26 protein-coding genes and 2 tRNA genes are annotated in these 26966 nt (G+C 64.2%); 9 read left to right on the top strand and 19 right to left on the bottom strand.

The features are described 5' to 3' along the window. Positions 1-4 precede the first annotated feature (4 nt). From DUPY_RS24240 to DUPY_RS28510, 3 genes are all read right to left on the bottom strand, one after another. Complete coding sequence (locus DUPY_RS24240; RefSeq protein WP_070251712.1) at positions 5-3421, bottom strand: response regulator; 3417 nt, start codon at positions 3419-3421, stop codon at positions 5-7. A 96-nt stretch (positions 3422-3517) separates the two neighbouring features. After that, a complete protein-coding gene (locus DUPY_RS24235; RefSeq protein WP_070251711.1) occupies positions 3518-3883 on the bottom strand; it encodes a hypothetical protein in 366 nt (121 codons plus the stop codon). 99 nt (positions 3884-3982) lie between these two features. Next, positions 3983-4120: a hypothetical protein gene (locus tag DUPY_RS28510; protein ID WP_167359110.1), complete on the bottom strand. Its 138-nt coding sequence runs from the start codon at positions 4118-4120 to the stop codon at positions 3983-3985. 216 nt (positions 4121-4336) lie between these two features. Between DUPY_RS28510 and DUPY_RS24230 the strand changes: the two genes are divergently transcribed. Further along, entirely contained in the window at positions 4337-4519 is a 183-nt protein-coding gene (locus tag DUPY_RS24230) for a hypothetical protein (protein WP_070251710.1), read from the top strand. Here DUPY_RS24230 and DUPY_RS24225 read toward each other — a convergent pair. Then, positions 4516-4674: a hypothetical protein gene (locus tag DUPY_RS24225; protein ID WP_167359109.1), complete on the bottom strand. Its 159-nt coding sequence runs from the start codon at positions 4672-4674 to the stop codon at positions 4516-4518. The two genes, DUPY_RS24230 and DUPY_RS24225, sit on opposite strands and share 4 nt — an antisense overlap. 163 nt (positions 4675-4837) lie before the next feature. Here DUPY_RS24225 and DUPY_RS28505 point away from each other — a divergent pair, with 163 nt between their 5' ends. Together DUPY_RS28505 and DUPY_RS24220 are read left to right on the top strand one after the other, a co-directional pair. Continuing rightward, entirely contained in the window at positions 4838-4999 is a 162-nt protein-coding gene (locus DUPY_RS28505) for a hypothetical protein (RefSeq protein WP_167359107.1), read from the top strand. Between the two features lie 59 nt (positions 5000-5058). Next, on the top strand, positions 5059-5631 hold the full coding sequence (locus DUPY_RS24220; protein ID WP_070251708.1) for a UPF0149 family protein: 573 nt from the start codon (positions 5059-5061) through the stop codon (positions 5629-5631). A 6-nt stretch (positions 5632-5637) separates the two neighbouring features. Here the strand turns inward: DUPY_RS24220 and DUPY_RS24215 are convergent, their stop codons facing one another. The 3 genes from DUPY_RS24215 to DUPY_RS24205 form a co-directional block, all read right to left on the bottom strand. Next, positions 5638-6633: a 2-hydroxyacid dehydrogenase gene (locus DUPY_RS24215; protein WP_070251707.1), complete on the bottom strand. Its 996-nt coding sequence runs from the start codon at positions 6631-6633 to the stop codon at positions 5638-5640. Positions 6634-6704: 71 nt separating this feature from the next. After that, on the bottom strand, positions 6705-8324 hold the full coding sequence (locus tag DUPY_RS29125) for a methyl-accepting chemotaxis protein (RefSeq protein ID WP_275531541.1): 1620 nt from the start codon (positions 8322-8324) through the stop codon (positions 6705-6707). Between the two features lie 173 nt (positions 8325-8497). Next, on the bottom strand, positions 8498-9415 hold the full coding sequence (locus DUPY_RS24205; protein WP_070251821.1) for a LysR family transcriptional regulator: 918 nt from the start codon (positions 9413-9415) through the stop codon (positions 8498-8500). A gap of 94 nt (positions 9416-9509) precedes the next feature. On the opposite strand from DUPY_RS24205, the gene DUPY_RS24200 reads away from it, so the two are divergent. Continuing rightward, positions 9510-10700 (top strand): MFS transporter, encoded by a 1191-nt coding sequence (locus tag DUPY_RS24200; RefSeq protein ID WP_070251705.1) that lies wholly within the window; start codon positions 9510-9512, stop codon positions 10698-10700. A gap of 7 nt (positions 10701-10707) precedes the next feature. Here the strand turns inward: DUPY_RS24200 and DUPY_RS24195 are convergent, their stop codons facing one another. After that, entirely contained in the window at positions 10708-11910 is a 1203-nt protein-coding gene (locus DUPY_RS24195; protein WP_070251704.1) for a glycosyltransferase, read from the bottom strand. Between the two features lie 18 nt (positions 11911-11928). Further along, positions 11929-13758 carry a glycoside hydrolase family 2 protein gene (locus DUPY_RS24190; RefSeq protein WP_084640879.1) on the bottom strand — a complete coding sequence of 610 codons (1830 nt, stop codon included), beginning with the start codon at positions 13756-13758 and terminating at the stop codon, positions 11929-11931. Between the two features lie 214 nt (positions 13759-13972). Between DUPY_RS24190 and DUPY_RS24185 the strand changes: the two genes are divergently transcribed. Then, on the top strand, positions 13973-14485 hold the full coding sequence (locus tag DUPY_RS24185) for a hemerythrin domain-containing protein (RefSeq protein WP_070251702.1): 513 nt from the start codon (positions 13973-13975) through the stop codon (positions 14483-14485). 5 nt (positions 14486-14490) lie between these two features. Here DUPY_RS24185 and DUPY_RS24180 read toward each other — a convergent pair whose 3' ends face one another. Together DUPY_RS24180 and DUPY_RS24175 are read right to left on the bottom strand one after the other, a co-directional pair. Then, entirely contained in the window at positions 14491-15444 is a 954-nt protein-coding gene (locus tag DUPY_RS24180) for a DMT family transporter (RefSeq protein ID WP_070251701.1), read from the bottom strand. 59 nt (positions 15445-15503) lie between these two features. Then, positions 15504-16268: an AraC family transcriptional regulator gene (locus tag DUPY_RS24175; RefSeq protein WP_070251700.1), complete on the bottom strand. Its 765-nt coding sequence runs from the start codon at positions 16266-16268 to the stop codon at positions 15504-15506. Positions 16269-16427: 159 nt separating this feature from the next. Here DUPY_RS24175 and DUPY_RS24170 point away from each other — a divergent pair, with 159 nt between their 5' ends. Then, entirely contained in the window at positions 16428-17069 is a 642-nt protein-coding gene (locus tag DUPY_RS24170) for a hypothetical protein (protein WP_070251699.1), read from the top strand. Between the two features lie 92 nt (positions 17070-17161). Beyond that, positions 17162-17518, top strand: coding sequence for a DUF1801 domain-containing protein (locus tag DUPY_RS24165; protein WP_070251698.1), 357 nt, complete (start codon positions 17162-17164; stop codon positions 17516-17518). A gap of 43 nt (positions 17519-17561) precedes the next feature. On the opposite strand, the gene DUPY_RS24160 is transcribed toward DUPY_RS24165, so the two are convergent. The 4 genes from DUPY_RS24160 to DUPY_RS24145 all read right to left on the bottom strand — a co-directional run bounded on the left by DUPY_RS24160 (position 17562) and on the right by DUPY_RS24145 (position 19591). Beyond that, positions 17562-17651: transfer RNA gene (locus tag DUPY_RS24160), tRNA-Ser, on the bottom strand. Positions 17652-17807: 156 nt separating this feature from the next. Beyond that, positions 17808-17897 (bottom strand) — tRNA-Ser (locus DUPY_RS24155). Between the two features lie 91 nt (positions 17898-17988). Then, the gene (serS, locus tag DUPY_RS24150) at positions 17989-19281 is read right to left on the bottom strand and encodes a serine--tRNA ligase (protein WP_070251697.1); all 1293 of its coding nucleotides are present in this window, start codon (positions 19279-19281) and stop codon (positions 17989-17991) included. A gap of 103 nt (positions 19282-19384) precedes the next feature. Further along, on the bottom strand, positions 19385-19591 hold the full coding sequence (locus DUPY_RS24145) for a hypothetical protein (protein WP_070251696.1): 207 nt from the start codon (positions 19589-19591) through the stop codon (positions 19385-19387). A gap of 290 nt (positions 19592-19881) precedes the next feature. Between DUPY_RS24145 and DUPY_RS24140 the strand changes: the two genes are divergently transcribed. Then, positions 19882-20295 carry a hypothetical protein gene (locus tag DUPY_RS24140; protein ID WP_229255487.1) on the top strand — a complete coding sequence of 138 codons (414 nt, stop codon included), beginning with the start codon at positions 19882-19884 and terminating at the stop codon, positions 20293-20295. A gap of 25 nt (positions 20296-20320) precedes the next feature. Here the strand turns inward: DUPY_RS24140 and DUPY_RS24135 are convergent, their stop codons facing one another. The 4 genes from DUPY_RS24135 to DUPY_RS24120 all read right to left on the bottom strand — a co-directional run bounded on the left by DUPY_RS24135 (position 20321) and on the right by DUPY_RS24120 (position 25799). Then, a complete protein-coding gene (locus tag DUPY_RS24135; protein WP_070251694.1) occupies positions 20321-21208 on the bottom strand; it encodes an alpha/beta fold hydrolase in 888 nt (295 codons plus the stop codon). Positions 21209-21228: 20 nt separating this feature from the next. Further along, complete coding sequence (locus tag DUPY_RS24130; protein ID WP_070251693.1) at positions 21229-22533, bottom strand: replication-associated recombination protein A; 1305 nt, start codon at positions 22531-22533, stop codon at positions 21229-21231. Between the two features lie 181 nt (positions 22534-22714). Further along, positions 22715-23362: an outer membrane lipoprotein chaperone LolA gene (gene lolA, locus DUPY_RS24125; protein ID WP_503826039.1), complete on the bottom strand. Its 648-nt coding sequence runs from the start codon at positions 23360-23362 to the stop codon at positions 22715-22717. Between the two features lie 13 nt (positions 23363-23375). Continuing rightward, positions 23376-25799 (bottom strand): DNA translocase FtsK, encoded by a 2424-nt coding sequence (locus DUPY_RS24120; protein WP_167359108.1) that lies wholly within the window; start codon positions 25797-25799, stop codon positions 23376-23378. Positions 25800-26009: 210 nt separating this feature from the next. On the opposite strand from DUPY_RS24120, the gene trxB reads away from it, so the two are divergent. Continuing rightward, complete coding sequence (gene trxB / locus DUPY_RS24115; RefSeq protein WP_070251691.1) at positions 26010-26963, top strand: thioredoxin-disulfide reductase; 954 nt, start codon at positions 26010-26012, stop codon at positions 26961-26963. The last annotated feature ends 3 nt before the right edge of the window (positions 26964-26966 follow it).

Here is a 26966-nt window from a genome sequence, read left to right as displayed (position 1 = left end):
GTGCTTAAGCAGGTGGCGGGACCGCAAGCGCGGCAACCAGCGCCGCCACCGCGCCGGTCAAGCCGGTAACCTCGTCCAGCACCGCCCCGACCCGATCCCAAACGCCCCCCGCCCGGTTCTTCAACGCCACCTCCGCCGTCCGTGCCAGCGCTTCCAGGCGTTCGGCGCCGATGGTGCCGGCCAGTCCTTTCAGGGTGTGCAGCGGCGGCAGCGCGGCCTGCACGTCGTTCGCCGCGCGGGCGGCGTCGATTTGCGCGACCAGTCGCGCCGCCTCGCCGTCGAAGCCGCGCAACGCCATCAGGTAGATCGGTTTGAGGCCGCCCATGCGTTTGAGCGCGGCGTCGCTGTTAATGCCGGAACCGGGACCGGGCAAGCCATCGTCCTGCTCCAGCGACGATACCGGCAGCGCAGACACCAGCGGCAGCGCCGGCCCTTGTGCTTGCCCCCGCCCCACGTGACACAGGATCACATCAATCAGCTGCGCCAGGTCGAACGGCTTGCCTACGTGATCGGCCATGCCGGCGTTGAGGGCGGCGGTGCGGTCGGCGGCCATGGCGTTGGCGGTCATGGCCACGATCGGGGGCGCCGCCGGGCCCAGCTGGCGCAGGATCGCTTGCGTGGTTTCATAGCCGTCCATTTCCGGCATCTGGATGTCCATCAGGATCAGGTCCGGCAGCGGCGCCTGGCCGGAGAGCGCCTGCAGCGCCAGCAGGCCTGAACTGGCGACCTGCACGCGGGCGCCGTCGTTGCTGAGCAACTCGCTGGCCACTTGCTGGTTGGCCGGATTGTCGTCCACCAGCAGCAGCCGCAGGCCTGACAGGCGCGCGCCGGCAGGCATCGGCACTGCCGGCCGGTGCACGCGGTGCTCGAGGCGGGCGTCGGCCACGGCGTCGAACAGCATCGAGGCAGTCACGGGCTTGACCACGAAGCCGTCGAGCACCGGCGACAATTCCCGCTGGCGCTGGGCCAGCATTTCGCGGTCGTAGGCGGTGACCATCACGATCAGCGGCAGCTTGCCGCTGGCGCCCAGCTGGCGGATGCGGCAGCTGGTTTCCCAACCGTCGAGCTCGGGCATGCGCCAGTCGATGAACACCACGTCGTAGGCGCGGCTGACGGCGATCCGGGCGGCGATCATGGCCAGCGCCTGTTCGCCGCCCGCCGCCACGTCCACCCGCCAGCCGAACGAGGTCGCCATTTCGCCCAGCACCGCGCGCGCAGTGGGATTGTCGTCCACCACCAGGCACGACAAGTCAGCCAGCGCGTGCACCGATGCTGGCGCCACGCTGGCGCCGGCATCGAATTCCAGCGTGAAGTCGAACACGCTGCCCTTGCCGACCGTGCTCTGCACGCCCAGCTGGCCGCCCATCAGCGCCACCAGGCGCTGGCTGATCGCCAGGCCCAGGCCGGTGCCGCCGTAACGGCGCGCGGTCGAGGCCTCGGCCTGCGAAAAACCGTCGAAGATGTGCCGGCGCTGCTCGTCCGAGATGCCGATGCCGGTATCGCTGATGGCAAAGCACACCGCCAGCCGGTTGCCGCTGCGCGCCACCAGCCGCGCCGACACCACCACTTCGCCGCGCTCGGTGAACTTGATGGCGTTGCCGGCCAGGTTGAGCAGGATCTGCTGCAGGCGCAGGTCGTCGCCGACCGCCGCTGCCGGCAGCGCCGGGTCGATGCGGAACAGCACTTCCACCTGCTTGGCGCCCACGTTGGCCGACAGGATCACCGCCAGGTCGCGCCACAGTTTATCGAAGCGGAACGGATGCGGGTCGAGCGCCAGCTTGCCGGCTTCCACCTTGGAAAAGTCCAGGATGTCGTTGAGCAGGCCCAGCAACGCGCGGGCGGCCGAACCGGCCTTCGCCACGTAATCCTGCTGGCGCTCGTTCATGCCGGTCTGCTGCAGCAATTGCAGCATGCCCAGCACGGCGTTCATCGGCGAGCGGATCTCGTGGCTCATATTGGCCACGAACTCGGTCTTGGCCAGGCCGGCCTTGAGCGCTTCTTCCTTGGCCAGCAGCAGCGCCTCGTGGGCGGCGCGCGATTCGGTGCGGTCGGTGCTACTGCCTACCCAGCTGAGCACGTTGCCGTGGGCATCCTGCTGCGCCAGCGCATGGTGGTCGAACACGCGCCACACGCCGTCGTGGCGGCGCAGGCGGGCATCGCATCGAAATTCGCGTCCTTGCCGGGTGGCGCGTCGCCATTCGGCAGCGATGGTGTCCATGTCGTCCGGGTGTATCATCCGCGACCAGTTACCGTCGCCCATCATTTCCTGCGCCGGGATGCCGCTGAATTCCTGCCAGTGGTGGCTCATGAAGTCGAGGCGCAGGTCGGGGCGCGCGGTCCACACCATTTGCGGCAAGCCTTCGGTCAGCGAGCGCCAGCGCGACTCGGACGCGGTCAGCCGCACCAGCGACTGTTGCAGCGCATCTTCGGCCTCCACCAGCTGCTGCACCGACTGCGCCTGCTTGCGCAATCCCACCCGCAAACTCATCAGCAGCGCCACGGCCAGCACCAGCATCAGCGCCATGAAGATGCCGACGTTGCGAATCTCCTTGCCGTACCACGGCGCCAGGAAGTCCTTGCTGGCCAGGCCGACGATCACGTACACCGGGTAATTGCCCACCTGCTCCATGCTCAGCGTGCGTTCGAGCTGGTCGCGCGCGCTCATCACGGTAAATGTGCCGCGCCGGCGCTTGCCGTCGAGGATGGCCTGGGTGGGCGGGTTGACCCTGATGGCGCTGCCGATCTCCATGCCTGGCACCTGCGGATAGCGGTGCAGCACGCGCTTGTGCGCATCGAGCAGCACGATCGAGCCATGCGCGCCGATCTTGAGCGCGGCAAACGATTGGTCCAGGGTGGCGCTGTTGATGGTGACATAGGCGGTGCCGCCAAAGCTGCCATCGGCAAGCAGGAGCGGGTACGCGACCGGCAGCACCCATTGGCCGGTAATGCGCGATTGCACCGGCAAGCCGAAGGTCAGCTTGCGCTCGCCGCGCACGCGCTGGAAGAATTCGCGGATGCTGATGTCTTGCGGATGGGCGGCATCGACCTCGTCGCCGAAGATCACGCGGCCGCCGGCGTCGGCCCCGCGCACTGCCTGCGCCTGCGGTACGCGCTCCTTCAGGCTGCGCAAATAGTCGCTGAAGGCCTGGTCGGTGTAGGTGCCAGCCGTGTGCATGACCGCGAACTCGGTATTGGCGCGCCGCATCGCCAGGTCCACCTCGAGGAAATGCGCCTGTAAAAAGCCCTCGAGCGTGATGGCGAGGTTGCGCGAGGTTTCCTCCGCGGTGGCGTAGTAGCGCAGCCTGCTCTGGTTGAGCACATGGGCCAGGCCGACCGCGAGTATCAATAGCGCCACCGCCACGGCTGCAACCAGCACGCCGAACAGTTTCCTGAATTTTTGCAGGGTTTCGATTCTTTTCACGGGCGGCGCAATGGTGTGGAGGGCAATTCCAGGATACAACAAAGGATACAACAAAAAAAAACGCCCCAGCGGAGCGTTTTCGATGATCGTTGTTTGTTACAGGCCTTGCTGCTCGATATCGGCCAGCGATTCACGGCCCTTGTCGGAAATTTCGAAGCCGCCTTCGGCACGCGGGACGATGTGGGATTTTTTACCGAGGAACAGGGCCACGTCGGCGCCGATCGGGCTGGCGCCGTCGGCGGCAATCGCGCGCAGCGCCAGGATGCAGCGGCGCAGGAACAAGGTCTGCTCACCCTTGTCGGTGAGGGAGATACGGCCGTTGCGGGCAACGCTGAACAATTTCAGGCCTGCCAGGCGCTTGGTATTGCGGCCCACGCAAGCGCTGTAGCGCTCGGTCTTGACGCCAGCCTTGATTTCATCGAGCGCGTTGTATTCGTCTTGCGTTAATTTGTCGTTCTTCATTGCCATTTTTTCCATGAGAGACTGCTGCGGCCCCCATGGTACGCGCACCACGGCACCACCGCAAGGCGCATGGCCCTGCAGCGTCCGCAGGCATGGCGCTTACAGTGCGCGGATCAGCAGCCAGACCGCGCCGATGCTGGCAAACGCCGCTATGCACAGCAGTGCCTGTACGCGCTTGGTGCCCAGGGCAATGCTACGGCGGCCGAGGTAGATTTTGTTGTGCAGGGAATTGCCCATGATGCTCTCCGTTATGAAAAACGATGATCTGACTAAATTATAGAAACACTTCGATGACAGCAGTGTGACGCACTGTAGAAATATAAAATTTTGTAACTGGAGAGCAACAACCGTCATGCTTTCTGTGGTTTTCCCGCCCGTCCGGCGCGTGCGCCAGGCCTGGGATGGAAGTGCTACGCTGCCATGACCAATCAACGCACACCAACGGGAGACCCTATGAATCAAGCTGGCAAACCAGGCACTACCGGCCGCGATCCGGCGCAGGACGCCGAACACCTGACCGAGGAAGCCGACATCGGCAGCGGCGAACCTTCGCCCGGCAAGCAGGAGACCGACGAAGCCATCAAGAGCATTCCGCCGTTGCCGGAAGACGGCAAGGCGGCGCCCGCCAAACCTTAAACCTTCATCGGTGGCTGCTTGGGAGTAGGCTCTTCGATCGGCGGCTCCTCGGGCAGCGGCGTGTTGTCCGGCGGCGGCTCTTTTTCTGGCGGCGGTGGCGGCACGTCCGGGTCCGGGGTGATGTGGGCGCGCAACTCGGCTGGGGTATTGGTCATGGCTGGCATGGTGCTCTCCTCGTGAATACCGCCATTCTCGGCCATGCAGCCCCATTTCTTGGTGCGCCATCGCACGCCCGGCCATCCAAATCATTGCTTGTTACGTTCTTGCAATTTTGAAATGTATGCCCATTTGCGCTTCTGAACATACTCAGGAGTGACCGTGCTGTTTCCAAGACATCCCCAACCCGTGGGCGACAACCGGCCCGTCGCGGTCAAGATCATCAAGCAGGAACAGGGTCAGTCGGGCGCCGTGGACCGACATGTGCTGGTGGTGGACCAGCCGGCGCTCCCTGCTGCGCTCCAGCCCAAGATCACCCCTTAGACGCCCGTGGGCAGCGGTTACAATGGCGGCTCGATTAGCCGCCACCCTGGATTGCCGCCATGCTCAACACCCCGCTCAATGATGACGAATACGACCAACTCGACGACCTGCTGGCCGTGATCTCGCCGCAGGCGCTGGACGTGGCCGGACTCGAAGGCTTGCTGACGGCGCTGGTGATCGGCCCCGGCGACATTGCCCGCGAAGCGTGGCTGCCGCTGGTGTGGGGCGACACTGCGCCCGCCGACGCCAAGGCAGTCGAAGCCGCCACCGTGCTGGTGCTGCGCCACGAGCAATACATGCGTACCTGGATGCAAAAAGACCCGGCCAGTTTCGAGCCGATCTACGAATGCGGCGGCGCCTGGACGGCGCAAGCGTGGACCGCTGGCTTCGAGGCGGGCATGCAACTGGCCCCCGCCGGCTGGGACGCCCTGCGCGCCGCCGAACCGGCCTTGCTGGCGCCGTTCGCGCGCGCGGGCGACGACTGGGACGAGGCGGTGACGCCATCGGTGATCCGCATCCACTCCCACTTCCATCCGCCCGCGCCAGCCAAGGCCGCCAAGGTGGGACGCAACGATCCCTGCCCTTGCGGCAGCGGCAAGAAGTACAAGAAGTGCTGCGGCGAAGGCAAGTAAGCTACGTTAATGTTCCGGCACGCGGTTGACCAGCTCTTCCCCACGCTCGAAAGCGGTAATGCTCTCGATGGTGGTGCGCATGATCTGGCCGATCGCTTCCACCGTGAAAAAGGCCTGGTGGCCGGTGACGATAACGTTGGGGAACGACACCAGGCGCTGGATCACGTCGTCGCAGATGATGGTCGATGATAAATCCTGGAAGAACAGGTTCGCTTCCTGTTCATAGACGTCGATCGCCAGGCCGCCCAGCTGGCCCGTCTTGAGCGCCTGAATGGCGGCGTCGGTGTCGATCAGGCCGCCACGGCTGGTGTTGACCAGCACGCTACCGCGCTTGGCCCGCGCCAGCGACTGCGCATTGACGATATGGCGCGTGTCGTCGGTCAGCGGGCAATGCAGCGACACCACGTCGCTGCAAGCGAGCAGCTCATCCACTTCCACGTAACGCCCGCCCAGTGCCTCGAATGCCGCCGACGGGTAGCGGTCGTGACCCAGCACCGTGCAGCCGAAGCCGGCCATGATGCGGGCGAAAATGGTGCCGATCTTGCCGGTGCCGATCACACCCACGGTCTTGCCGTGCAAATCGAAACCCATCAGGCCGTCGAGGTCGAAATTGCCGTCGCGCGTGCGCGCGCTGGCGCGGGCGATCTTGCGGTTGACCGCCAGCAGCAGGCCCACCGCGAACTCGGCCACCGAATGCGGCGAATAATCGGTCACCCGCACCACCGCGATGCCGAGTCGCGCGGCCGCTTGCGTGTCGATCTGGTTGTAGCCGGTGGAACGGGTGGCCACCAGCCGCGAGCCTTGCGCGGCCAGCAGCGCCAGCACTTCGGCGTCCACCGTGTCGTTGACGAACACGCAGACGGCGCCGCAGCCTTCGGCCAGCGCAGCCGTGGCGGCGGTCAGGCGGTCTTCCAGGAAGCGCAGCGTGTGGCCGGCTTGCTCGTTGGCTTTCACCAGCAGTGACTTGTCGTAGCGCCGCGCGCTATATACCGCAACTTTCATGGTCTCTCCCGTCAATTGTGCTGTCTCGGGACCATGGTAGCCGGTGATGACAATAAAGTCATTGCCAGTGGCTAGGGCATATTGACCACTGCCCGCTCAGCGCGGCAAGACGCAGCGCGTGGCGTCACGGCTACCGAAGACGAACCGGCGCGCAGCTTGAACGCGCTGACCACCTGCGCCAGCTGCTGCGACTGGCTCTGCATGGCGGCAGCAGCGGCAGCCGATTGCTCGACCAGCGCGGCGTTCTGCTGGGTGACGTCGTCCATCTCCGTAACAGCCTGGTTGATCTGCTCGAGGCTGGCGTGCTGTTCGACGCTGGCGGCGGTGATCTCGGAGACGATGTCGGTCACGCGGCGCACGCTATCGACCAGCTCGGTCATGGTGTCGCCGGCCTGGTTCACCAGCGCGCTGCCGCTGGCCACGGTGCTCGACGAGACGTCGATCAGGCCCTTGATTTCCCTGGCGGCGGCAGCCGAGCGCTGCGCCAGGTTGCGCACTTCGGTGGCCACCACCGCGAAGCCCCGGCCCTGTTCACCGGCACGGGCCGCCTCGACGGCCGCGTTCAGCGCCAGGATGTTGGTCTGGAAGGCGATGCCGTCGATCACGCCGATGATGTCGCCGATCTTGTCCGACGACTGGTTGATCTGCTCCATGGTGGCCACCACCCGGGTAATGACGTCGCCGCCGCGATGGGCGATGAGCGAGGCTGATTCAGCCAGCTTGTGGGCCTGGCGCGCGTTGTCGGCGTTCTGCTTGACGGTGGACGTGAGTTCCTCCATCGACGAGGCGGTTTCTTCCAGCGAGCTGGCCTGCTGTTCGGTGCGGGCGGACAGGTCCATGCTGCCCGCCGCCACTTCGCTGGCGGACATGGCGATGTTGTCGGTACCGCTGCGCACCGTGCTCACGGTCTCGGCCAGGCCGTCGTTCATGCGCTTGAGCGCTTCGAGCAACTGGCCCATTTCGTCGCGGCTGTCGATTACGATCACGCTGGTCAGGTCGCCGGCGGCCACCGTGTTGGCCACCACCAGCGCGCGCGCGACCGGTCGGGTAATCGACACCGTCAGCACAAAAGCCAGCAGCGCACCGAGCGCCACGGCTGCCGCCGACAAGGCGATCATCAGGGTGCGGGTGGCTTGATAGGTGTGGTGGGCGTCCAGTCCGGCCTGTTTGGCGGCGTTGTTCTGCGCCTTGAGCTTGGCGTTGACCAGGTCCTTGAGGTCGTTCAATACCGGGCGCAGCTGCTCGGACAGGTAGGCGCGGCTTTGCTCGGGCGTGCCGGTCTCGATCAGCTTGATCAGCGCGATCTGGCCCTGGATGTAGCGGCCATTCGCCACCTCGATGCGCGCCAGACCGGCGCGGTCCTGCGGCAGCGACACGCCGGTCAGCCTGGCGATCACCTTGCGCGAGCCATCCATGTTGGTCTCGATGACCTGGCGCTGGGTGGCACGGTCGGTGTCCTTGTCGGTCAACATCATGTTGCGCAGGGCGATGGCGATATTGTTGACGTTGTCGATCAGGTCGTTCGACATCTCCAGTTCGGCGATATTGACCTCGACCAGGTCGGTCGTGTTCTGATTGATTTTGCCCAGCATGTGAACGCTGGTGCCCGAAATGAGCAACAGTAGCACGCCGAGCAGCGCTAGCGACAAGCTGAGCCGCTTGCCGATATTGAGATTCTTAAAAAATTGCACGGTATTCCCCGATAACGATATGGGCGCCATGCTATCCCCGATGAAACTATTTTTCCATAAAGAAACAGTATTGTGTTGTGGGTAATTTCTATTTTTGTTCGGCACCGCACAGGAAGCCGGATTTATGCTAAACATGAAACTGAGTTCATGCTAGTAAGTTGAGCACAGCCTGCTCAGGCACCTATATGCAGGGTCGTCGACAGGTGCGCGATCAGGGCCTGCACCTTGGGCGCATGCGCGCGGCTGCGCTGCCAGACTATGTGCAGCGGCAACCCTTGGGTGGTCAGCTGCGGCAACGTCGCCACCAGCCGCCCCTCGGCGATCTGGCGTGCCACCAGCCAGGTCGCCAGCTGCGCCACGCCCAGGCCGGCCTCGACCGCTCCCACCAGCGCCTCGGCATTGCCCAGTACTGCGCGCCCGTGCATCGGCTGGCGCATCACCGGCCCCTGCCCCTGGCGCAGCAGCCACGGCGAAGCGCTGCCGTCGGCGCGGCCATACAGCACTGCCGCGTGATCGAGCAATTCTGCGCTGGTGGTCGGCGTGCCGTGCGCGGCAAGGTAAGACGGCGCGGCGCAGAAGATCAGTTCCTCGTGGCCCAGCGCACGATGGTCGAGTGCTGCCGGCCAAGCATCCCCGGCAGCCCCTCCAATACGTACCGCCACGTCCACGCCCTCTTCCTCCAGGTCCACGAAGCGGTCTGTGAAGGAGACGTGCGGCATCACTTGCGGGTGCATGCCTGCAAACTGCAGCAGTGCCGGCCAGGCGCGCAGCCGGCCGAACGTGGCCGGCAAGTCCACCCGCAAGCGCCCGGACGGCACGGCGTCGTCGGCGGTCAGCACGCGCTCGGCCGCTTCCAGGTCTTCCAGCACCCGCACGCACACCTGGTGGTAGGCATGGCCGGCGTCGGTCAGGCGCAGGCGGCGCGTGCTGCGCTCGAACAGCCGGCTGCCCAGCCGTTCTTCGAGCCGGGCGATGGCCTTGCCCACTGCCGAGTTGGTCAGACTGAGGCGCTGGGCGGCGGCGGTAAAACTGCCGGCCTCTGCAACGGCAACAAAGGTGGCGATGCCTTTTAAGCGCTCGGTGGGGTGCACGGGAATATCTTTCTTGAATAGTATGGAATTCTTGTCCAACAGTGGAATATTTTTCTCTTATATCATATCCCCCTGTTTATCATAAGAACAAGCCATGACTAATTCTTCTTCCAAGGCCTCGATTGCCATCCTGGCGATTGCCGCCTTCATCATCGTCACGACAGAATTCTTGATCGTCGGCCTGCTGCCAGCGCTGGCGCGCGACCTGAAGATTCCGGTCGCCAGCGCCGGCCAGCTGGTCACGCTGTTTGCCGTGGTGGTGATGGTGGCCGGACCGTTCCTGACCGCCGCCCTCGCCCACATCGACCGCAAGCGCCTGTTCATCGCCATCCTGGCGCTGTTTGCCGGCGCCAATGCGCTGGCGGCCGTGGCGCCGAATATCTGGGTGCTGGGCGTAGCGCGGCTGCTGCCGGCGCTGGCGCTGCCGGTATTCTGGGGCACGGCCAGCGACACGGCCGCGCAGATCGCCGGTCCCGGCAACAGCGGCCGCGCAGTGTCCACCGTGTATCTCGGGATTTCGGCGGCGATGTTGTTCGGCATTCCACTCGGCACGCTGGCGGCGGACGCCATCGGCTGGCGCGGCGCGTTCGCCTTGCTGGCGGCGCTGTCGACCATCATTGCGGTGCTGATGTTGGTCAGTATGCCGGCCGTCAAATCGGCCGAAGCCGTGCCATTGCGCGCCCAGGCGGCCGTGCTCAAGCGCCCGTATTTCCTGGCCAACGTGGCGCTGTCGGTGCTGGTGTTTACCGCCATGTTTACCGGTTATACGTACCTGGCCGAGATGCTGGAAAAATCGGCCGGCATTGCGCCGGCGCTGGTGGGCTGGTGGCTGATGGGCTTTGGCGCCGTCGGGCTGGCCGGCAACTGGCTCGGCGGCCTGTGGGTGGACCGCAAGCCGCTGGCCACCACCGCCCTGTTTTGCGCGCTGCTGGCGCTGGGCATGGCGGCGACCACCGCGCTGGCCGGCCTGAGCCCGTGGTTTGCGCTCGCGCTCGGCGTGTGGGGTGTGGCCAACACGGCGCTGTACCCGATCTGCCAGATCCGCGTGATGAAGGCGGCCGAAGGCGCGCAGGCGCTCGCCGGCACCATCAATGTGTCGGCAGCCAATGGCGGCATTGCGGCAGGTGCTGCCATCGGCGGCTTGTGCATTGCCAACTGGGGCGTGGGCGCGGTGGGCTACGTGGCCGCTGCCTTGGCGCTGGCTGCGGCCTTGGTGTCGCCGCTGCTGGCATCGCTACTCGACCGCACCACCTCGGCCGCCTTGCGGCCCGCCAAAGGCGCCTGATCGATGTTCAGGCAGCCGATCTGGCTGGCCGGCGTACCACGCGCAAGGGGTTGACCGGGCGCGTTTTGCCGGATGGGACCATTGCACCGTCGTCGCTTTCCTGCACGCGGCTGCGATTGGCCGGCACGGCCGCCATCAATGCATCCATGCGCTCGGCCGTATCGTCCCAGGAACTGCGGCAGGCCACCGCCCGCATGTGCGCCGCCATGTCGGCCCGCTGGGCTGGCGTGAGCGCCAGCGCCGCCTGGCAGCAGGCGATGAACTCGCCGTGGTCGCGGCCGATGACGACGACGTCGCCGTAGGGCTGCACCACGTCGGTGATCGCCGTGCTTACCACAGGTAATTCGGCGGCCATGTATTCGAGCACCTTGGTGGGGCTGATGAAGCGCGTAGCTTCGTTGAGTGCGAATGGCAGCAGGCACACGTCCCAGCCGGCCAGGAAATGCGGCAAGGCCTGGTACGACTGCTGGCCCAGGTAGTGGATATTGGGGCGCTGCGGCAGCGCGGCCGGGTCGATCTTGACCACCGGTCCCACCAGTACGATGTGCCATTCGGGGTGGGCGTCGGCCATGGCGGCAATCAGCGCGGTGTCGAAGCGCTCGTCGATCACACCATAAAAGCCCAGGCGCGGCCCGGAAATTGCCGCTTGCAGCCGGTGGCTGTTGCCGCGCTCGAGGGCCTGCTCGAAGTGCGCAGTATCGACGCTGCTTGGCAAGCAATGGACGCTGGCGTGACGGTGACGCTTGGCTTCATACAGGCTGGGGCCGCCGGTAAAGACCAGGTCGGCCAGTGCCAGCAAGGCGCTCTCGCGTTGCAGCAGCTGGCGCGGCGGGTTCTTGAACGCCGACAATTCGTCCATGCAGTCGTACACCACCAGCGCCGGCTGCATGGTGGCCAGCAGTGGCAGCGCCATCGGCGTGTAGAACCACACGATCGGGTCCCCGCCGTCGGGCGCCAGCCGTTGCAGCAGGGTTTGCAGCACCGGGATCTGGTCGTCGTGGAACCCGGTTGCCTGCACCGGCGTGTGCGGCTGGCACACCGTGACATTGGGCGCCGGCTGGCTGGTGCGCAAGTGCGGCGGCCCGGCGTCGAACACCGGTTCCTCGACGAACAGGATGTTATGGTGCCGGGCCAGGCGGCTGAGCAGTTGCTGCGGGCGCTGATAGACGAAGTCCCAGCGCAGGTGACAAAAGACGACGATGGTTTGCATGGTTCTCTCCCCTGGTAGTTATGGTGTGCCTGTCTCGGCAAGGTTGCGGGTGGCGGCGCTGATCTGTTCGAGCGGGATTTTCGGCATGCGATTGGCGTCGAGCAGGCCGTTGGTTTCCTGGAACGTGTCGGAGAACTGGGTATAGCAAAAGCCGCTGAACATCGCGGTCTCGTTGACCACCTGCAGCAGCTTGCGGTACAGCGCATGAAATGCTTCGGCGCTGTCGCTGCGGGTATAGCCCCAGGTGGGATGGCGCTGCGCGCTGGCGTCGTAGGCGATGCCGCCGAACTCGGTGAGCACGATCGGCTGGCCGCGGTGTGGAAAACCGTCGAGCGTGAGAATACGGCCACCCGGCCGGCGGCGGTCGAACAGGGTGTTCGATTGCTGGTCGGCCGCGTACCGGTCGCGCAGCTTGTGCGGGTCGCCGTCGTAGTCGTGGATGCCGAGGATATCGGTGGCCGATGCCTCCCAGCCGTCGTTGCCGATTACCGGCCGGGTAGCGTCGAGCATGCGCGTGAGGTGGTACAAGGCTTCCACTGCATTGCGGTGGGCCTGCATGGCAGTGAGGTTGGGCACGCCCCACGATTCGTTGAACGGCACCCAGACGATCACGCACGGATGGCTGTAGTCGCGCTCGATCGCTTCGGTCCATTCGCGCACCAGGCGCGACATCGCCACCGGGCTGAAGGTGTAGGCCGACGGCATTTCCTCCCACACCAGCAAGCCCAGCCGGTCGGCCCAGTACAGGTAGCGCGGGTCTTCGATTTTCTGGTGCTTGCGCACGCCGTTGAAACCCATCGCCCGGGCCAGTTCCACGTCGTGGCGCAGCGCCTGGTCCGAGGGTGCGGTCATCAGGGTGTCGGGCCAGTAGCCCTGGTCCAGCACCAGGCGCAGCTGGTATGGCCGGCCATTGAGCATCAGGCGGTCGCGCGTGATCGAGACCGAACGCAGCGCGGTATACGAGCGCACGTGGTCGAGCACGATGTCGCCGCTGCGCAGCACCAGTTCGGCGTCGAGCAGGGTCGGATGCTCGGGACTCCACAGCAGCTCGTTGCGCGAATCGTCAACGCCGGGATCGGCCAGCGCAATCTTGCGCGAGGTCTCCTGCCCCACCAGGTGGTAGACGTCATCGGCCAGCAGTTTCTCGCCGTGCCACAGCCGCACCTCCACCGACAGGCCGCTGCGTTGCAGGCCGGCCGTAACCACCTCGCAACCGATCTCGAAGCCGTCGAAGATCGGCGTCCAGCGCAGCCGGTCGATATAGGTGTGGCCGACGTTTTCCAGCCACACGGTTTGCCAGATGCCGGTGGTGCGCGGATACCAGATCGAGTGCGGCGCCAGTTGCCAGTCCTGCTTGCCGCGCGGCTTGGCCAGGTCGGCCGGATCATCCTCGGCCCGCACCACCAGCACTTGCGGGCCGTCTGCCACCAGGGCGTCGGTGATATCTGCCGTAAATGGCGTGTGGCCGCCTTCGTGCTCGGCCACCAGCTGGTCGTTGACCCACACCCGGGCGGCGTAATCGACCGCGCCGAAGTGCAGCAGCACCCGTTGGCCCACGACGATATGGTCGAGCGTACGGCGGTACCACACGCACGGATGAAAGCCGGGGTCGCCGATGCCGCTGGCCGGCGCTTCGGGTGCGAACGGGACCACGATGTGGTGGGTCCATGCAATGGCATCGCGGGCGCAGCGGTGGCGGCGCTCGTCGTCGAAGGCGAACTCCCACGCGCCGTTGAGCGAAGTCCAGTCGTCACGCACCAGTTGCGGACGTGGATAGGCAAACAGGCTGGCGGCGGACGTTGGCGGACTCGTTGGCGGACTCGTTGGCGGACTCGTTGGCGGATTCATCTTGGTTCTCGAGGGAAATGATGGCAGGAAACAGGAAACCATGAAAAAAATGGTAGCAATGAACGCAAGTTCCCAGCGGCGTCAGCGACCCGGAGCTCAGTAGGACTGTGCCTACCGCGCGACGTGGGCCAGCGCACGGAACCGCTCCGCTCAATCTGCGATGCTGGGGGTTCTGTACTTTCCCTTACCGGTCCACCACTACAAGGAGTTAGCCATGAGTAGCACAGCCAAACCACGCGACGCCGTCGCCTTGCTCAAGCAGGATCATGACGAAGTGAAAGCGATGTTCAAGCAGTACGAGGAACTGGGTGACCGCGCGTTTGCCAGCAAGCAAAAGCTCGCAGAAAAGATTTGCCTGGAATTGACCAAGCACGCGATAGCGGAAGAGGAAATCTTTTACCCGGCCGTGCGCGAGGACGTCGACGATGCCGACGACCTGGTCGATGAAGCGACGGTGGAACACGCGTCCGCCAAGGACCTGATTGCGCAAATCCACGCCATGGATCCGCACGACGACCTGTACGACGCCAAGGTGAAAGTGCTGGGCGAATACATCGACCACCACGTCAAGGAAGAGGAAGAGGAAATGTTCCCGATGGCGAAGAAGGCCGGCATCGACCTGGTGGCCCTGGGCGAACAAATCCAGGCCCGCAAGGACGAGATCGACGAGATCCCGCCCGCCATGATCCCGCCGCTGTCGATGGAAGGCAGCCGCCCTTCGCTGTAACTGTTTCAGGCCGGCAGCTGGTGCGGGGCCTTGGTGGCCGCGCGCTGCGGCCGGTGCGCCTGCGCGCATAGCGCGACGCCACCGAGCAGCAACAGCAGCGCCGCGCCCTCGGCCATCGTGGGCCAGCGCTGCTCCCACATAAAACCGTACAGCACCGCAAACACGGTCTCGAACACGATCAACTGGCCCGTCATGGTCAACGGCAGCGTGCGGCTGGCAACGTTCCACAGGCCGTTGCCGATCACCGAGCACAGCACCGCCACACCAGTGACGATGCCGACAAACATCAGCCAGCCCGACGTACCATGTTCGACGCCCGGCCCGGCCAGCACGAACGCCGGCACTGCCAGCAGCAGCGCCAGCGCGCCGGTGACCAAACCGGTCAGCAAGCTCCATTCATGCGCGGACAGATGCTGCAACCGTCCCAGCCAGCGACTGTTGGCCACCACGTAAGTGGTCCACGACAGCAACGCGCCCAGCGCGCACAGCAGGCCCAGGGTCGATTGGCTGCCCGGTGCGGCCAGCGCTTCCCAGCTGATGCACAGCAATCCCGCCATGCTCAGCGTCAGCGAAGGCAGCAGGCGCCGCAGCGGCACCGCGTGGCGGTCGCGTGCGCCCACCACCGTCACGATCACCGGCAGCAGCCCGATCACCAGCGACGTCATGGCTACGCCGCCGGCCTGCACCGCCTTGGCCAGCAGCACGTAATAGACCAGGTTGCCGGTGAGCGCCAGCCATAGCAATCCGCGCCATTCGCGCAACGCCAGGCGGCCAAGCAGGCGGCGCCAGCCTGGTCCGATCAGCAGCGCCGCCACCAGCCCGTAGGCCAGGTAGCGGCCGGCCGACAGTTGCATCGGCGTGAAGCCAGGTGTGAGCTCGGGTGCCAGGAACACCAGTCCCCACAGGGCACAAGCGAGCACGCCGGCGGCTATACCGAGTCGATGATTGTTGAGTAGCATGGAGATCCTCCCGAAAGAGTTGATTCTCCGTGCTGGCGTGATGAAAAGCTTGGCGCTGGCTACTGCTTTGTTGACGCCAGCTCCTGGCGACTGCGACGATAGGCGGCGGGCGTGGTATCGAGATGCGTGCGCATGGCGCGGGTGAGCGCGCTCTGCTCGGAAAAGCCGCATGCCAGCGCCACCTCGGCAATCGGCCGGCTGCCTTCGGCCAGCAGCGTGCACGCCAGGTCCAGGCGCTGGCGCAGCAGCCACAGGTGCGGGCTGGACTCGAGCTCTTCGCGGAACAGCGCGTGCAGGCGGCTGGTGCTCAGGCGCGCCGTGGCCGCCATCGACTCCATCGTCCACGCCGCGCCGGGATTGGCCGCCACCTGCGCCAGCAAGGCCGACAGGCGTGAGCGCGCGCTCGGCACACCGAGCGCCAGGGTGTCGAGCAATAGCGGCGTCCAGCCGCGCAACATGGCCGGCTGCACGGCCTGCTGCCCGGCCATCAGGTACATGAATTCGATCAGCTTGCGCGCGGCGGGGCCGATCGCCGCGAACGGCCGCTCCAGCAGCAACTGGCGGCCCGGCTCTTCCAGTTCGGCCTGGTCGAAATCGAGGATGACGGAGCGGTTGTCGGTATCGCTGCGCTGGGCATGCCAGGCGCCGGCCACCACCACCGCGCCATGCAGCGGATCGAGCCTGGCCTGGCGACCCAGCACCTCGACCTCCACCACGCCAGCGACCGGCAACACCAGTTGCGCAAACGCGTGGCGATCGGCGCCCCAGCGCTGGCCGTAGCTGCGCAGATCGATATCGACAAAGGGAGGGACGAGCGCGGACATGGCAAACGGACAGGATGTGTAACGCCCGAGTCTAGCACGACGCTGCGTTCGTCGCAGCCGGTGACGGCCCGGGTGCGCTATCTTGCAGCACGTCGCATACGTCGGTGGTTGCGGTAGGGACGGCCCTACAATGGCCCGACTTCCACTCCTGGACGCAACATGAAACGCACACTGATCGGATTTGGCCTGGCTGGCATGTTGCTGTTCGCACTGGCCTGGTTGCTTTCGTTTGCCCAGCCGCAGTTGGTGGCGGCGGGACTGAACCAGGCGATCGCGCTGCAGGTTGAGCGCCAGATCGGCCAACACGCAGCCGCCCTGCCCCATCCTGAACAGGCGCAAAGAGCGGAGAGCGCAACTAAAGCGGCGGCGCGCGGCGCCTACGATGCGTGGCGCCGGATGGCGCCGCCTGCGGTGCAGGACAAGCTGGCCGCTAAAGTGGATACCGTGCGCGCCAACGTCACCGCCAAGCTGCTGCGCGAGTGGCGCATCTTTACCGCCTGCAATGCGCTGGCGTTTGCTGTGCTGGCGTTGACTGCCGCCCTGCGTGGCCGCAACGCCCTGCAATTGCTGCTGCCGGCCGTGACCCTGACGCTGGCGGTCGCCATCACGGCTGGCCTGTACCTGTTCAACCAGAACTGGCTGCACACAGTCGTATTCAACCAGTACACGAGCTGGGCGTATAGCGGCTACCTGCTGGCAACGGCGCTGTGGATGGCAGATATCCTGCTGAACCGGGCCCGGGTAACCACCCAGCTGGTGAGCGGTACGCTAGACACGGTGGGGGCGGTGATTTCGCCGTGAGCACACACTGATATGTTTGCGGACTGCAGGCAGCACTGCCACGTTAGCTGGCCATGGTATCTTGATGAGTTACCCTCATCGCGGAGCTTCCGATGCCTGCCCTCGACCCTCGAATCGATACCTACATCGCCAACTCGGCCGCGTTTGCCCAGCCCATTCTGCTCCACCTGCGCGCGGTGGTGCACCAGGCTTGTCCGGACGTGGCGGAAACCATCAAGTGGAGCAAGCCGTTCTTCCTGTACCAGGGCATGTTGTGCCACATGGCGGCGTTCAAGGCGCACTGCATATTCGGCTTCTGGAAGGGCGAAGAGTTGCTGGCGCCTGCCGATAACAAGGCTGGCGAGGCGATGGGTCATTTCGGGCGCCTGACCGCCGTGGCCGACTTGCCAGCGGTGGACGTGCTGGAAAGTTATATCTGGCAGGCGATGGCGCTCAATGCTCAGAAATAAACCGGCGAAAAAAAACCCGCCGAAGCGGGTTTTTTCACATCCTTGGCGGAGAGGGTGGGATTCGAACCCACGGATAGGTTGCCCCATCGCTTGATTTCGAGTCAAGTACATTCGACCACTCTGCCACCTCTCCTTTCCGCTGTTCCCAGCGGAGGCAGGATCATAGCAGGCCATCGTCAAAAACGGAAGAGCCAACCACACCTGCCGGTGCAAACTTTTTGCAAACTGTTTATCCTGATTTTGGCCGCAGAAAAGAAAAAACCCGCCGAAGCGGGTTCTCTCACATCTTTGGCGGAGAGGGTGGGATTCGAACCCACGGATGGGTTGCCCCATCGCTTGATTTCGAGTCAAGTACATTCGACCACTCTGCCACCTCTCCTTTTCTTGCCGCTGACACTGACGTGTCGCTGCGAGAAGGCAAGATTATAGCAGGCCTTCCGGAAAATGGAAGGCCTTTTTTTAGCCCACTGTCAGGCTGCTTTCAGGTGGGTCAGGCCGCCCATGTACGGACGCAGCACGGCCGGAATCTCGACGCTGCCATCGGCTTGCTGGTAGTTTTCCAGCACCGCCACCAAGGTGCGGCCCACGGCCAGGCCGGAGCCGTTGAGGGTGTGCACCATTTCCGGCTTGCCCTGGGCATTGCGGAAACGCGCCTGCATGCGACGTGCCTGGAACGCTTCGCAGTTCGACAGCGACGAAATTTCGCGGTAGGTGTTCTGCGCCGGCAGCCACACTTCCAGGTCGAAGGTCTTGGTGGCGCCAAAGCCCATGTCGCCGGTGCACAGCGACATTACGCGGTATGGCAGGCCCAGGCGTTGCAAGATGGTTTCGGCGTGGCCGACCATTTCGTCGAGCACCGCGTACGACGTGTCGGGATGGACCACCTGCACCATTTCCACCTTGTCGAACTGGTGCTGGCGGATCATGCCGCGAGTGTCGCGGCCGTAGCTGCCCGCTTCCGAGCGGAAGCATGGCGTGTGCGCGGTCATCTTCATCGGCAGCGCGTCGGCAGCGAGGATTTCGTCGCGGGCCAGGTTGGTCAGCGTGACTTCCGAGGTCGGGATCAGGTAGAAATTCTCGCCCTCGCCTTCGGCGCCGCCTTTTTTCACCGAGAACAGGTCGGCCTCGAACTTGGGCAGCTGGCCGGTGCCGCGCAGCGAATCAGCGTTGACCATGTACGGCGTGTAGCACTCGGTGTAGCCGTGCTCGTCGGTGTGGGTGTTGAGCATGAATTGCGCCAGCGCGCGGTGCAGGCGGGCAATGCCGCCCTTCATCACCGAGAAGCGCGAACCGGTCAGCTTGGTGGCGACGTCGAAGTCGAGGCCCAGCGGCGCGCCGACATCGACATGGTCTTTCACGGCGAACTCGAAGGTGCGTGGCGTGCCAACCTTGCGTACTTCCACGTTGCCCGACTCGTCGGTGCCTTGTGGTACGGACTCGTGCGGCAGATTCGGGATCGCCTGCATGAAGTCGCTGATCCTGGCCTGCACCGAAGACAGCGCGATTTCGTTGGCCTTGAGTTCATCGCCGAGGCCCGAGACTTCGGCCATCAGCGCGGTGGTGTCTTCGCCCTTGCCCTTCATCATGCCGATCAGCTTGGACTGCGAATTGCGCTTGCCCTGCAGTTCCTCGGTGCGCGTCTGGATCGCCTTGCGTTCCGACTCGAGCGCGTTGAACGCGTCCACATCGAGCAGGTACTTGCGGGTGGCCAGTCGCGCGGCGACGTTGGCGATGTCTTTACGGAGGAGTTGGATATCAATCATGGGAGCGCATTGCCGTTGTATCGAAAACGTCAATTGTACCAAGAGGAAGTCCGTTCCCAGCGAGTTTTACGCAGCCCGCCGGCTGCCCCTGCCGGGGCTTTCGTTACAGCGCGGCTTTTTCGGCGGCGCTCAAGCGTTTGGCGGCCACGACCACCACTGGCATCTTGGCGTGATGGACCACGATCTGGGTGACCGGGGCGCTCATCGCCAAGCGGGTGGCGTCGGCGTCGGCGGCGCTGGCCAGGCTGGTGGCGCCGGCGATGACGGCGGCAGCGAGGAAGATGCTTTCCATGTGTTTGGCGATGTTCATGATGCGCTCCTTGGGGTGGGTGGCTACAAGTTGTCCTGCGATGGATGTACTGTAGCTAAAGGGCGTATGGCTTGCGCGGCAGATGCGATGAAGCGCGGTAAACGGCGGCTGGAATGCAAAAAACCGGTGCCGATATAGCCGGACGCGGCGCTTTGGAGGGGACTTGCCGGAGGCGAGCCGCTGGCGAGCCGCTGGCGAGCTTGCAGGATTTCAACTACGCAACTAATCGTGCGCCATATCGTGAATGAAATGTGTACGATGAATCAACAACAAGCCTATCGGAGAATAACTTGAAAACACAATTCCTGAAAATGGGCGCCATGGGCGCATTGATGGCACTCGCTGCCGGTTGCTCGACCATGAGCGGTCCACCGGAAAACGAAGCGCCGCCACCGGTCAATCCGTCGTTCGCTGGCGAGATGGCCAAGTTCAACGCCCAGTTCCCTAACGACAAGGCGACCAAGTATGAAGAAGTGTCGCTCAACTATAACAACACCCACAAGCTCGACGATCGCGGCAATTGCCACGACATGTCCAAGTACCCGGTCACCATCATCCTGACCCTGGACAGCGCTGGTAAAGTCGTCAAGAGCACCACCGACGTGGACAACAAGAAGGCCGAATGCTTCCGCAAGGCCTATGCCGACGTGCAACTGCCGGCGCCACCGTTTGCTCCTTACACCAAGCCGATCCGCCTGCGCTGATCGTCTATATTTAATGCTTTAATTTTCAGGCCGCCCCGTTGTCATCCGGGGCGGCCTGCTCTTCAGTAACCACGACCTCCCCTTCCCCTTCTTCTTTCGGCGCCGCCTCGGCCACGCCATCGAGCCAGTCCAGCACCACCTGGTTGAACCGCTCCGGTTGACTCACCATCGGCCAATGCCCGGTATCGAACGCCACCACCTTGCACCCTTTTCTCGCCGCCAGCATCTCGGTCCACGGCCCGGAATGGAACATGAACGGCTTGCGGATGCCGTAGATGAACAACATCGGCACGCGCGGCTTGAACGGCACCAGCGCCCGGTACGAACCGATATTGCCGGCCGTGAGGATGTAATACGGATAGTTCATGCCAGAGTAAATGTGTGCGCGCGGCGACGGCACTTTCATGATGCTGGCCATGGCACGCGTGACGACATTGCCGATCACGCCGCCAATCGCCCAGCCCAGCGCCAGCACATTCTGGTACCCGTTGAGCATCATGCGCTGCCCCATCGAGCGCGAACGCAGCGTGGTTTCGGAATTGGCGTCGCCGATATCGACCCCGACGATGCGCGACACCAGGGCCCGGTTACGCATGTAAAACTCGTAGCCGAACACGCAGCCCCAGTCGTGCGCCATCAGGATCACCGGCTGTTTGCGGCTGACGCTGTTGACGATGTGCAGCAGGATGCGCATGGTCGCGTCCAGCGTGTACGAGCGGCGCTGTTTGGTGTTATCGAAGCCGGGCAAGGTAAAGCGCACGCAGCGGTAGCGATGCCTGAGCGCAGCCACCTGGGATTCCCACAGCCGATACGTATCGGGCCAGCCATGGACCATCACGATGGTCTCGGCGTGCTCATCTTCCTCGGGCCCATCGATGTAGATGTCGATGCCATCGACTACCAGCTGTTGCATGGGATTCCTCTAGCTAGGTGTCAGGTTTTTCCGGCGTCGGCATCGAGCTGGCGCAGGAATGCCAACTTCTCGGCAATCTTGCTCTCCAACCCACGCGGCACCGGCTGGTACCAGCCCGGCTCGCGCATATCGTCCGGAAAGTAAGTTTCGCCGGCGGCGTAGGCGTTCGGTTCGTCGTGGGCGTAGCGGTACTCGTGGCCGTAGCCGAGTTCTTTCATCAGCTTGGTCGGGGCGTTGCGCAGGTGCACCGGTACTTCGCGGCTCTTGTCGGTTTTGACGAACGCCCTGGCCTGGTTGTAGGCGTTGTAGCCGGCGTTGCTCTTGGCCGCGATGGCCAGGTAAATCACGGCCTGGCCCAGCGCCAGTTCGCCTTCCGGCGAGCCCAGGCGCTCGAACGTGGTGGCAGCGTCGTTGGCGATCTGCATGGCGCGCGGGTCGGCCAGGCCGATGTCTTCCCACGCCATGCGCACGATGCGGCGCGACAGGTAGCGCGCATCGGCGCCGCCATCGAGCATGCGGGTGAGCCAGTACAGCGCCGCGTCCGGGTTCGAGCCGCGCACCGACTTGTGCAGCGCCGAGATCTGGTCGTAGAAATTGTCGCCGCCCTTGTCGAACCGGCGCGCGTTGAGCGTCAGCGCGTTTTCGATAAAGGCAGGCGTAATCTTGTTGGTCTTGGCGGCGTTGGCGGCGGTGCTGGTTTGCTCGAGCAGGTTGAGCAGGCGGCGGCCGTCGCCGTCGGCATAGCCGATCAGGGTGTCAAGCGCGGCATCGTCGAACTCCAGGTGCGACAGCACCTTCGCCCGCGCCTTGTCCACCATCTCGCGCAGTTCGGTCTCGTCAAACGACTTGAGCACGTAGACTTGCGCGCGCGACAGCAGCGCCGAGTTCACTTCGAACGACGGGTTCTCGGTGGTGGCGCCGATCAGCGTGACCAGGCCCGATTCGGCGTACGGCAGCAGCGCGTCCTGTTGCGACTTGTTGAAGCGGTGGATCTCGTCCACGAACAGGATCGTGTGCTTGCCCAGCACCAGGTTCTGCTGGGCCTGTTCCATGGCGGCGCGGATATCCTTGACGCCCGAAAACACGGCCGACAGGGCGATGAATTCGCAGTCGAAGGCGTTGGCGGTCAGGCGCGCCAGCGTGGTCTTGCCGACGCCGGGCGGGCCCCACAAGATCATCGAATGCGGTTGGCCCGATTCGAAGGCGAGGCGCAGCGGCTTGCCGGGGCCCAGCAGGTGGCGCTGGCCGATGACTTCATCGAGCGTCTTGGGGCGCAGGGCTTCGGCCAGGGGTTGGCGCGGTTCGTTGGTGAAGAGGTCTGCCATGGTGTGGATTGGAGATTGCTGCAAAACTTTGGTCCGTCATTCCGCATCGGCGGACCGCCGCGAAAGCGGGAATCGATGCTGAGCGGATGACCACGCGGTCTATGGATTCCCGCCTGCGCGGGAATGACGGATTGAAGCGCGGAGGTAAATCAAGCGGTCCCGTTTTTAGCAAGCGAACTACTCAGTTTTTGAAAACGTCCGCGCCCTTGGGCATCACGAACTTGAAGCTGGTGGCGGTCAGCGCCGGGTTCTTCTCGATTTTCGACAGCGCCAATACCGACGTCTGCCCGAACGAATCTTTCAGCTCCATCGCCTCCGGCAAGCCGTTGCGCAGGCCGATGGTGATTTGCTCGAAGCTCGAATCCTTGGCTTTCGGTACAGCTTTGAGCCATTCGAGGCCGTCACGCGTACCCGCTTCCGACAGGGTAAAACTCTTTTCCAGGTCGTTGCTGCCGAACAGGATGGCTGCCGGCGACGAGCCGAGCGCGTCGCCGAGTTTCTTGGTCGTGACCTGGTTCAGGTCCTTGTCGAAGATGAACAGCTGCTCGCCGTCGGCCTGCAATACCTGTTCGTACGGCTTGGTGTACGTCCAGATGAACTTGCCCGGGCGGGCGAACAAAAAGGTGCCGCTCGACGGTGGCGTGGGCTTGGACTTGGCGCTGCCCTCGCTCTTCACCTGGCGCTGGGTGAACTCGCCCTTGGCAGCCTTGGTGGTGGCCACGAAGGACTTGAACTGCTCCAGCGCACTGGCGTGGACCGAGCCGGCCAGCAGCGCGCCGGCCATCGCCAGCAGGGCTGCGGGTTTGCTCAACTGCATCTTGAACTGCATCATATTGCTTTCCTTATTCTGCGCTGGCAGCGGGCACCAGGATGTCGCGGTTGCCGTTCGATTGCATGGCCGAAACCACGCCGCTATTTTCCATTTGTTCCAGCAAGCGCGCCGCGCGGTTGTAGCCGATGCGCAGGTGACGCTGCACCAGCGAAATCGACGCCCGGCGGTTCTTGAGCACCACCTGCACCGCCTGGTCGTACATCGGATCGGCTTCGCCGCCGGCATCGCCAGCTGCACCGCCTTCGGCGCCGCCCTCGCCTTCCAGCGTGCCGCCCTCGAGGATGCCTTCGATGTAGTTCGGCTCACCGGTGGTTTTCAGGTGCGCCACCACGCGGTGCACCTCTTCGTCGGAGACGAATGCGCCGTGCACGCGCACCGGCAAGCCGGTGCCCGGAGGCATGTACAACATGTCGCCCATGCCGAGCAGGGTTTCCGCGCCCATCTGGTCGAGAATGGTGCGCGAGTCGATCTTGGACGAGACCTGGAACGCGATCCGGGTCGGGATATTCGCCTTGATCAGGCCGGTAATCACGTCCACAGATGGGCGCTGGGTGGCCAGAATCAAGTGCAGGCCGGCCGCGCGCGCCTTTTGCGCGATGCGGGCGATCAGCTCTTCCACCTTCTTGCCGACCACCATCATCAGGTCGGCCAGCTCGTCGATGATGATGACGATGGTCGGCAGTTTTTCCAGCGGCTCCGGCGAATCGGGCGTCAGGCTGAATGGATTCGGGATGTGCTCTTCGCGCTTGGTCGCTTCCGCAATCTTGGCGTTGTAGCCAGCCAGGTTACGCACACCGAGCTTGGACATCAGCTTGTAGCGGCGCTCCATCTCGTTCACGGCCCAGTTGAGCGCGTGGCCGGCCTGGCGCATGTCGGTGACCACCGGCGCCAGCAGGTGAGGAATGCCTTCGTACACCGACATTTCGAGCATCTTCGGATCGATCAGGATCATGCGCACGTCGGCCGGGTCGGACTTGTACAGCAGCGACAAAATGGTGGCGTTGATACCAACCGATTTACCGGAGCCGGTGGTACCGGCGACCAGCAAGTGCGGCATCTTGGCCAGGTCGGCCACCACCGGCTTGCCGGCGATGTCCTTGCCCAGCGCCACGGTCAATGGCGACGGATTGTCGTTGTAGACCTTGGAGCCGACGATCTCGGACAGGCGCACGATCTGGCGCTTGGCGTTGGGCAGTTCCAGCGCCATGAAATTCTTGCCCGGAATGGTTTCCACCACGCGGATGGACGTGAGCGACAGCGAGCGCGCCAGGTCGCGCGCCAGGCCGACGATCTGGCTGCCTTTGACGCCGGTGGCCGGCTCGATTTCGTAGCGGGTGACCACCGGCCCCGGATAAGCGGCCACGACTTTGGCATCCACGCCGAAGTCCGACAGTTTTTTCTCGATCAGGCGGCTGGTAAATTCCAGCGTTTCGACCGAGACGGTTTCCTGCACCTCGGCCGCCTCGTCCAGCAGCGACAGGGTCGGCAGTTGCAGGTTGCCGTTGAGGTCCTGGAACAGGCTGGCCTGGCGCTCTTTTTCCACGCGCTCGGACTTGACCACGGTGACCACCTGCGGCTCGATCTTGACGATCGGTGTGGCCGCCGGGTGCTTTTCGACGTGCTTGGCGCGCTCGATGACGACGGTTTCCTCGCGCTTGACGGCAGCCACTTCGCCCTGGCGGCGGTCTTCGCGGTACTGGTAGCGCTGGATGAACCAGACGATGCCCGATTCGATGGCAAAACCGATACGCTCGGCCAGCGCCAGCCAGGAGACCTGGAAGAACAGGCTGAAACCCAGGCCGAACAGCAACAGCAGCAGCAAGGTAGCGCCGGTAAAACCGAACGCGACATGAGCCGAATGGCCGATCAGCTCGCCCAGCACGCCACCGGAGACGCGCGGCAATTCGGCGTGGCGCGTGAGCGAACCGAGGCGCAGGTATTCCAGCCCCACGCTGCCGATGAACAGCAGCACGAAACCGATGCCGCGTATCAGCGGCTCTTGCGCGTGCTCGGGCTCGGCCGGCTTGGTCATGACGAATTTTTGCGTGAGGCTGCGGTAGCCTTGCCACACGTAGCGCAGCACGCAGAACGCCCACCACCAGGCCGAGATGCCGAAGATATACAACAGCAGGTCGGACAGCCAGGCGCCGGCGCGGCCACCGAGGTTGGTGACCTTGGGCACCAGCGTTTCGTGCGACCAGCCGGGGTCGAGCTTGTTGTAGCTGGCCAGGATCAGCACGAAATACAGGCCGAGCACGGCCAGCGCCAGCCAGCGGGCTTCGGACAGCAGCTTGACCAGGCGATTGGGCAGCGGCTGGCGCTCGGTGGGCGTGCGTTTATAGCCGCCGCTGGACGCCGCGGTCGCGGCAGACGCGTTGCTGCCGGCGCCTGCGCCAGATTTGGAAGTGCGTTCCTGAACTTTTTTACTGCTCATAGGTATTAAGGTCTTGCAACGTTATCGCACAGGAAAGATTCAGAGACCGCTATTTTAAGGCATACGGACCACAACCGCCCCACGATTCATCCTGATCTTCTGCTTGCACTATAATCTTGTATTGCCTGCGTGAATGCAAGAGGCATCGCCCTTGCCTCCACCGCAGATGCCCCCAACTCCGAAGTACTCCAATCTACGAAGAAGCCCGCCATGACAACTGCCAAACACGCCCGCGTTCTGATCCTCGGCTCCGGCCCCGCCGGCTACAGCGCTGCCGTTTATGCCGCCCGCGCCAACCTGAACCCGATGCTGGTCACCGGCGTGGAACAAGGCGGTCAATTGATGACCACCACCGACGTCGAAAACTGGCCTGGCGATCCGATGGGTGTGCAAGGTCCGGACCTGATGCAGCGCCTGCTGCAGCACGCCGAGCGCTTCAAGACCGAGATCGTGTTCGACCACATCCACACGACCTTCCTGTCGGAAAAGCCGATCCGCCTGCTGGGCGACAGCCATGAATACACCTGCGACACCCTGATCATCGCCACCGGCGCCTCGGCCCAGTACCTGGGCCTGCCGACCGAGCAGGAATTCATGGGCCGTGGCGTATCGGCCTGCGCTACCTGCGACGGCTTCTTCTACCGCAACCAGGAAGTGGCCGTGATCGGCGGCGGCAACACCGCTGTCGAAGAAGCGCTGTACCTGTCGAACATCGCCACCAAGGTCACGCTGATCCACCGCCGTGACAAGTTCCGCGCCGAAGCCATCCTGATCGACCGCCTGAACGCCAAGGTTGCCGAAGGCAAGATCGAGATCAAGTACAACCACACCTTGCAGGAAGTGCTGGGCAATGAAGGCGGCGTGACCGGCCTGAAACTGCAGTCGACCGACGACGGCGCCGTCTCCGAGATCACCGTGCACGGCCTGTTCGTGGCGATCGGCCACAAGCCCAACACCGGCATCTTCGAAGGCCAGCTGGAAATGCACAACGGCTATATCAAGACCCGTTCGGGCACCGAAGGCATGGCCACCGCCACCACCGCCCCGGGCGTGTTTGCCGCCGGCGACGTGCAGGACCATATCTACCGCCAGGCGATTACCAGCGCCGGCACCGGCTGCATGGCCGCACTGGACGCCCAGCGCTACCTCGAAGCACAGGAGTAAGCA

It is taken from the genome of Duganella phyllosphaerae (assembly GCF_001758785.1).
Taxonomy (GTDB): domain Bacteria; phylum Pseudomonadota; class Gammaproteobacteria; order Burkholderiales; family Burkholderiaceae_D; genus Rugamonas; species Rugamonas phyllosphaerae.
Note: the sequence above shows the minus strand (reverse complement) of the source record. Positions and strands in the feature narration are given on the sequence as shown.